General features: G+C 54.6%; 5 protein-coding genes, 1 tRNA gene and 1 rRNA gene. All 7 read left to right on the forward strand.

What is annotated here, in order from left to right; genetic code table 11:
• Window positions 1–138: 138 nt before the first annotated feature.
• Entirely contained in the window at window positions 139–1,518 is a 1,380-nt protein-coding gene (gene cysS / locus IB213_RS05080; RefSeq protein WP_192405589.1) for a cysteine--tRNA ligase, read from the forward strand.
• Between the two features lie 22 nt (window positions 1,519–1,540).
• Window positions 1,541–2,194 carry a DNA-3-methyladenine glycosylase gene (locus IB213_RS05085; protein WP_192405590.1) on the forward strand — a complete coding sequence of 218 codons (654 nt, stop codon included), beginning with the start codon at window positions 1,541–1,543 and terminating at the stop codon, window positions 2,192–2,194.
• Between the two features lie 49 nt (window positions 2,195–2,243).
• The gene (locus tag IB213_RS05090; RefSeq protein ID WP_191724590.1) at window positions 2,244–3,215 is read left to right on the forward strand and encodes an acetyl-CoA carboxylase carboxyltransferase subunit alpha; all 972 of its coding nucleotides are present in this window, start codon (window positions 2,244–2,246) and stop codon (window positions 3,213–3,215) included.
• A gap of 195 nt (window positions 3,216–3,410) precedes the next feature.
• Window positions 3,411–4,358: a tRNA lysidine(34) synthetase TilS gene (gene tilS / locus IB213_RS05095; RefSeq protein ID WP_192405591.1), complete on the forward strand. Its 948-nt coding sequence runs from the start codon at window positions 3,411–3,413 to the stop codon at window positions 4,356–4,358.
• A 99-nt stretch (window positions 4,359–4,457) separates the two neighbouring features.
• Window positions 4,458–5,723: an aspartate kinase gene (locus tag IB213_RS05100; protein ID WP_191724588.1), complete on the forward strand. Its 1,266-nt coding sequence runs from the start codon at window positions 4,458–4,460 to the stop codon at window positions 5,721–5,723.
• A 54-nt stretch (window positions 5,724–5,777) separates the two neighbouring features.
• Window positions 5,778–5,870, forward strand: a tRNA-Ser gene (locus tag IB213_RS05105).
• Between the two features lie 308 nt (window positions 5,871–6,178).
• A 16S ribosomal RNA gene (locus tag IB213_RS05110) occupies window positions 6,179–6,283 on the forward strand; the annotation flags it as partial.

Genomic DNA, 6,283 nt, shown 5'->3' on the forward strand with positions numbered 1-6,283 from the left:
CAAGATTGTAGCTGAGGGGGTGTTGACGTTTGGCGTTGGCAGCCCTGTCACAGACCTTGTCCCGGCTACAGCAAGGAGACAGTGTGGCACAAGCAATGTGCTGCCGCTCCCTCCCAATCTTCCGTTTTTTGACACTCCATGAGTTTGCGTATCTACAACACGCTGTCGCGTGCATTGGAGGCTTTTTCGCCGCTGGAAACTGGACATGTACGTATGTATGTGTGCGGTATGACGGTCTACGACCTGTGCCATCTGGGCCATGCACGTTCCATGGTTGCTTTTGATGTGGTGCAGCGCTGGCTGCGCGCCAGCGGCATGCGGGTGACGTATGTGCGCAATATCACGGATATTGACGACAAGATCATCAAGCGAGCTGTTGAAAATGGCGAAACCATTCGCAGCCTGACGGATCGCATGATCGATGCATTGCATCAAGATGCCGATGCGCTGGGTATTGAACGCCCCACGCACGAGCCGCGTGCCACCGACTATGTGCCGCAAATGCTCAAAATGATTGGCACCTTGCAAGACAAGGGGCTGGCCTATCAGGCAGGTAATGGCGATGTGAACTTTGCCGTGCGCAAATTTCCTGGCTATGGCAAGTTGTCAGGTAAGTCGCTTGATGAGTTGCAGGCTGGTGAGCGCGTTGCTGTCCAAGACGGCAAGACCGACCCCTTTGACTTTGTGCTGTGGAAATCCTCCAAGCCCGAGGAGCCTTCAGACGTGAAGTGGCAAAGCCCATTTGGCGAAGGCCGTCCCGGCTGGCACATCGAGTGCTCAGCAATGGGTTGCGAGATGCTGGGTGAGAGCTTTGATATTCATGGTGGTGGCGCTGACTTGCAGTTTCCTCACCATGAAAACGAAATTGCACAAAGCGAAGGCGCCACGGGCAAACCTTTTGCACAAACGTGGATGCACAACGGCTTCATCAATGTTGATAACGAGAAGATGTCCAAGTCCTTGGGTAACTTCTTCACTATCCGTGATGTTCTCAAGGAATACGACGCAGAAACTGTGCGTTTCTTTGTGGTGCGCAGCCATTACCGCAGCCCGCTCAATTATTCGGACGTGCATCTGGACGATGCCCGCAATGCGTTAAAACGCCTGTATACAGCCTTGAGCTTGGTCACGCCGGTGGCGGTGCAAATCGATTGGTCAGAGCCCCATGCTGCGCGCTTTAAGGCCGCCATGGATGAGGACTTTGGCACGCCTGAAGCGGTGGCTGTGCTGTTCGAGCTGGCGGGTGAAGTCAATCGCACGCAGTCTCCCGCAGTGGCTGGCTTGCTCAAAGCGATGGGTGCATGCTTGGGCTTGCTGCAAGACGATCCGCAAAAATTCTTGCAAGCTGGCGCAGCAGGCGTTGATGCTGCGGCTATCGAGGCGCAGATTGCTGCGCGCGCTACAGCCAAAGCTGAAAAGAACTGGGCGCAAGCGGATCGCATTCGCAAGGCGCTGCTGGAGCAGGGCATTGTGCTCAAGGATTCGTCTGCAGGAACAACGTGGGAGGCCGCTCAGTAACCACTGAGTGCGTGTGTTTTTGATGTCACCCACTCTCAAAGAATTACCCCTGCCACCAGCGCATGCGCCGGTGTATTGGGCTGAGGCGTGCAAACATCTGGTCAAAAAAGACCGGGTGATGCGTCGCCTCATTCCGCAATTCAGTGCTGAGGCGCTGCAAACACGTGGTGATCCGTTCATCACGCTGGCGCGCTCCATTGTGGGTCAGCAGGTTTCAGTGAAGTCTGCAGCATCCATCTGGAAGCGTTTCAGTGCTTTGCTGCAAGCGATGACTCCGGCCAATGTATTGCTGCTGAAAGTCGACGACATGCGCGGCGCAGGCTTGTCTGCCCGCAAAGTGGACTATCTGGTGGACTTGGCACTGCACTTCACGGAAAACCGCTTGCATGTGCAAGAGTGGGAGCAGATGGATGATGAACTCATCATTGCTGAGCTCACTGCTATTCGTGGCATCGGTCGCTGGACGGCCGAAATGTTCCTGATCTTTTATCTGCTGCGGCCCAACGTTTTACCTCTGGATGACGTGGGCTTGCTCAAGGGCATTAGCCAGAGCTATTTCTCGGATGATCCTGTGAGTCGCAGTGAAGCCCGAGAAGTGGCCGAGGCCTGGAAACCTTGGTGCACCGTGGCAACTTGGTATATTTGGCGCTCGCTCGATCCGCAGCTTGAGGCCTGATGAAGAATTTCTAGGCCCCATCGCGCAGGCCGGGACAAGGAGAAACAACTTGGCGAAAAAAACCTTTCTGGACTTTGAACAGCCTATTGCTGAGCTCGAAGCCAAAATCGAAGAGCTGCGTTATGTGCAGACGGAAAATGCGGTGGACATCTCGGAAGAGATCGACCAACTGAGCAAAAAGAGCGGCCAGCTCACCAAGGACATCTACAGTGATCTGACCCCCTGGCAGATCACCAAGATTGCGCGCCATCCTGAGCGCCCTTACACGCTGGACTATGTGCGCGAGTGCTTTACCGACTTTGTCGAGATGCACGGCGACCGCCACTTTGCCGATGACAAATCCATTGTGGGTGGCTTGGCGCGTTTTAACGGCCAGCCTTGCATGATCATTGGTCACCAAAAGGGCCGTGACACCAAAGAGCGCGCAATGCGCAACTTTGGCATGACCAAGCCCGAGGGCTACCGCAAGGCGCTGCGCCTGATGAAGACGGCTGAGAAGTTCAAGCTGCCTGTGTTCACGTTTGTGGATACGCCCGGCGCTTTCCCAGGAATTGATGCCGAAGAACGCAGCCAGTCCGAGGCCATTGGTCGCAACATCTTTGAGATGGCGCAGCTGCAAACCCCCATCATCACTACCGTGATCGGTGAAGGTGGCTCTGGCGGTGCACTGGCAATTTCGGTGGCAGACCAAGTGCTGATGCTGCAATACTCGGTGTACTCCGTAATCAGCCCTGAAGGCTGTGCTTCCATTTTGTGGAAAACCGGCGAAAAAGCCGAGCTGGCCGCAGATGCCATGGGCATCACTGCACACCGCCTGAAGGCGCTGGGCTTGGTCGACAAAATTGTGAACGAGCCAGTGGGGGGCGCTCAGCGTGACCACAAACATATGGGCAGCCTGCTCAAGCGTGCCCTGGCTGATGCATGGCGCCAGCTGTCAGACCTGAAGCCCAAAGAATTGCAAGACCGCCGTTATGAGCGTCTGCAAAGCTATGGTCGTTTCAACGATACGAAGGTCAGCTAATGCTCTGTGGTTTGCTTGGCAAGCCGCAGTATCAGCACAAAAATGGTCCTGCGGGACCATTTTTGTTATGTGAGAGATTTTTTGTATATTGATAGCTTCTTGCGCTTATGTACAAAGACTTTTAAATATATTTCATGTTGAAAGTATTGCTGTGCAAGCGTTAATAGCTACTAAGTTTGAAAGGCGGAAGGGGTGATGACGGTTTCGGTTGATCACTCCATTCAAGCCTTTGCGCCTGTATTGCCTTTGGTGGTGGCTTACAGCGGGGGTGCAGATTCCACCGCCTTACTGCATGCCTGTGCCCGGCGCTGGCCGGGTCAGGTGTACGCCATTCATGTCCATCACGGGTTGCAGGCTGCTGCAGATACTTTTGAAGCGCACTGCCGCGCGGTGTGCGCGCAGCTTCACGTGCCTTTGTCGGTCGTGCATGTAGATGCGCGCCACCAAGCAGGGCAAAGCCCTGAAGACGCTGCGCGCCGCCATCGCTACAGCGCATTGATTGCGCATGCGCGCCAGGCTTTTGCCGAGCCCATGGCGAGTATTGCGCTGGCCCAGCATGCGGATGACCAGGTGGAGACCATGCTGCTGGCTTTGTCGCGGGGGGCGGGTGTCGCTGGTCTGGCCGCCATGCCATCACATTGGCAGCGCGAGGGGCTGGATTGGTATCGCCCATTGCTGGGGGTGGATGCAGCGAATATTCGTGCTTGGCTAAAAGTGCAAGCCATTGCCTGGGTGGAAGACCCAACCAATGCCGACTCGAGTTACACGCGCAACCGCATTCGCTTGCAATTGCTGCCCATGCTGGAGCAAGTCTTCCCCCAGTTTCGTGACACTTTTTCACGCAGCAGTGCCCACGCTGCGCAAGCCAAGCGCTTGCTGCAGGACCTGGCACAGCTGGATTTGCAGTCTGTGGGCGTACCGCCTGTAATTAAAGCACTGCAGCAGCTTAGTGAAGAGCGTCAGGCCAATGTGTTGCGCCATTGGTTGCTGCAGTACCACCAAGTCACGCCCTCGACAGCACAGTTGCAGGAGCTGCTGCGGCAAATCAGCGCCTGTCATACGCGAGGCCACCAAATCCGTATCAAGGTGGGCTACGGGTTTGCCGTAAGGGTTGGGGGCAAGCTCGGTTGGTACAATCCCTGAGTTTTGGTCCCAATCATTGAGTACGAAAACCGGCGGCGCGCCAAAACACGTTTCATCCAACAGCGCCGTGGCAAGCAGTTTCGTCACCCTACATATCCAATGGCACTGATCGTTCATAAATACGGCGGCACCTCAATGGGCTCTCCAGAGCGCATTCGCAATGTTGCCAAGCGTGTGGCCAAGTGGGCTCGGGCAGGCCACCAAATGGTGGTTGTACCCAGCGCCATGAGTGGCGAAACCAATCGTCTGCTGGGTCTGGCCAGTGAATTGGCACCCAGCCAAGCCAAGTCTTCGTACTACCGTGAGCTGGACATGTTGGCGTCTACGGGCGAGCAGGCATCGTCGGCACTGCTGGCGATTGCACTGCAGTCTGAGGGCATGGACGCCATCAGCTACGCAGGCTGGCAGGTACCTGTGCGCACCGACAGCAGCTACACCAAGGCGCGCATTGAATCGATTGATGACGTCCGTGTGCGTGGCGATCTGGATGCCGGCCGCGTGGTCATCATTACCGGCTTTCAAGGTATTGATCCGCAAGGCAATGTCACCACGCTGGGGCGTGGCGGCTCTGACACCTCTGCAGTGGCAATTGCCGCAGCCTTGAAGGCCAATGAGTGCCTGATCTATACCGACGTAGACGGTGTTTACACCACAGACCCCCGCGTGGTGCCTGCTGCCAAGCGCTTGGGGACGGTCAGTTTTGAAGAAATGCTGGAGATGGCCAGCCTGGGCTCCAAGGTGCTGCAGATCCGCTCCGTGGAATTTGCTGGCAAGTACAAAGTTCCTATGCGGGTGCTCTCAAGCTTCACGCCCTGGGATATCGATTTGGACGAAGAGGCCAAGTCCGGCACGCTGATTACTTTTGAGGAAGACGAGAAAATGGAAAAAGCCGTTGTTTCTGGCATCGCATTCAACCGTGGCGAAGCCAAGATCTCCGTGCTCGGCGTGCCCGACACCCCTGGCATTGCTGCTGGCATCTTGGGTCCTGTGGCTGATGCCAATATTGAAGTTGACGTCATCATTCAGAACATCTCTAAAGATGGAAAGACTGATTTCTCTTTTACAGTCAATCAGGGTGACTACCAGCGTGCTCTGGAATTGCTGCGCGACAAGGTTGCTCCAGCGTTGGGTGCCTCTGAAGTTGTGGGTAACCAGAACATTGCCAAAGTCAGCATTGTCGGCATCGGTATGCGCAGTCATGTCGGTGTTGCATCGACGATGTTCCGCACGCTGAGTCAGGAAGGCGTGAACATTCAAATGATCTCTACCTCCGAGATCAAGACTTCCGTTGTGATTGATGAGAAGTACCTGGAGCTGGCTGTGCGCTCCCTGCACACGGCATTTGGTTTGGACAAAAGCGAATAATTTTCGCGTTTTCCAAAAAGTAGTCAAAAAAGCTGCTTACAATAGCGTCATTCTGGAAACGTGACCGAGTGGCCGAAGGTGCTCCCCTGCTAAGGGAGTATGGGGTGTAGAGCCTCATCGAGGGTTCGAATCCCTCCGTTTCCGCCAGATGCAACAAAGAAGCTCGCAAGAGCTTCTTTGTTTTCTGGGTGAGATGAAGGATGAAAATTCCTTTTTATCTCAAGGGTTAAAGATTGTGGTATCATTGATGTCCTTGCTGATCGCAGCGGGGTTAAGTTCCAAGAAGAGATTTTTGGGATGTTTCTTTAAAAAGATACAGCCGATAAGCGTGGGCGTTTGAAGGCGAATTGCCAAGTTCTTTTAGAACTAATCAAACGCTCATGGAGATAGAAGTGAAGTTCACTTCAATTCCGTTTTTATGAGTGAAGTCGAGAGACTTTAAATTTATCAAGATCGAACTGTAGAGTTTGATCCTGGCTCAGATTGAACGCTGGCGGCATGCCTTACACATGCAAGTCGAACGGTAACAGGTCTTCGGATGCTGACGAGTGGCGAACGGG

The sequence above is a fragment of the Comamonas sp. CMM02 genome, from assembly GCF_014851485.1.
GTDB classification, from domain to species: domain Bacteria; phylum Pseudomonadota; class Gammaproteobacteria; order Burkholderiales; family Burkholderiaceae_C; genus Comamonas; species Comamonas avium.

Bases quoted from the DNA above. Each gene is read 5' to 3' on its own strand.
- cysS (WP_192405589.1), top strand. From the start codon at position 139: ATGAGTTTGCGTATCTACAACACGCTGTCGCGTGCATTGGAGGCTTTT.
- IB213_RS05100 (WP_191724588.1), top strand. From the start codon at position 4,458: ATGGCACTGATCGTTCATAAATACGGCGGCACCTCAATGGGCTCTCCA.
- tilS (WP_192405591.1), top strand. From the start codon at position 3,411: ATGACGGTTTCGGTTGATCACTCCATTCAAGCCTTTGCGCCTGTATTG.
- IB213_RS05085 (WP_192405590.1), top strand. From the start codon at position 1,541: ATGTCACCCACTCTCAAAGAATTACCCCTGCCACCAGCGCATGCGCCG.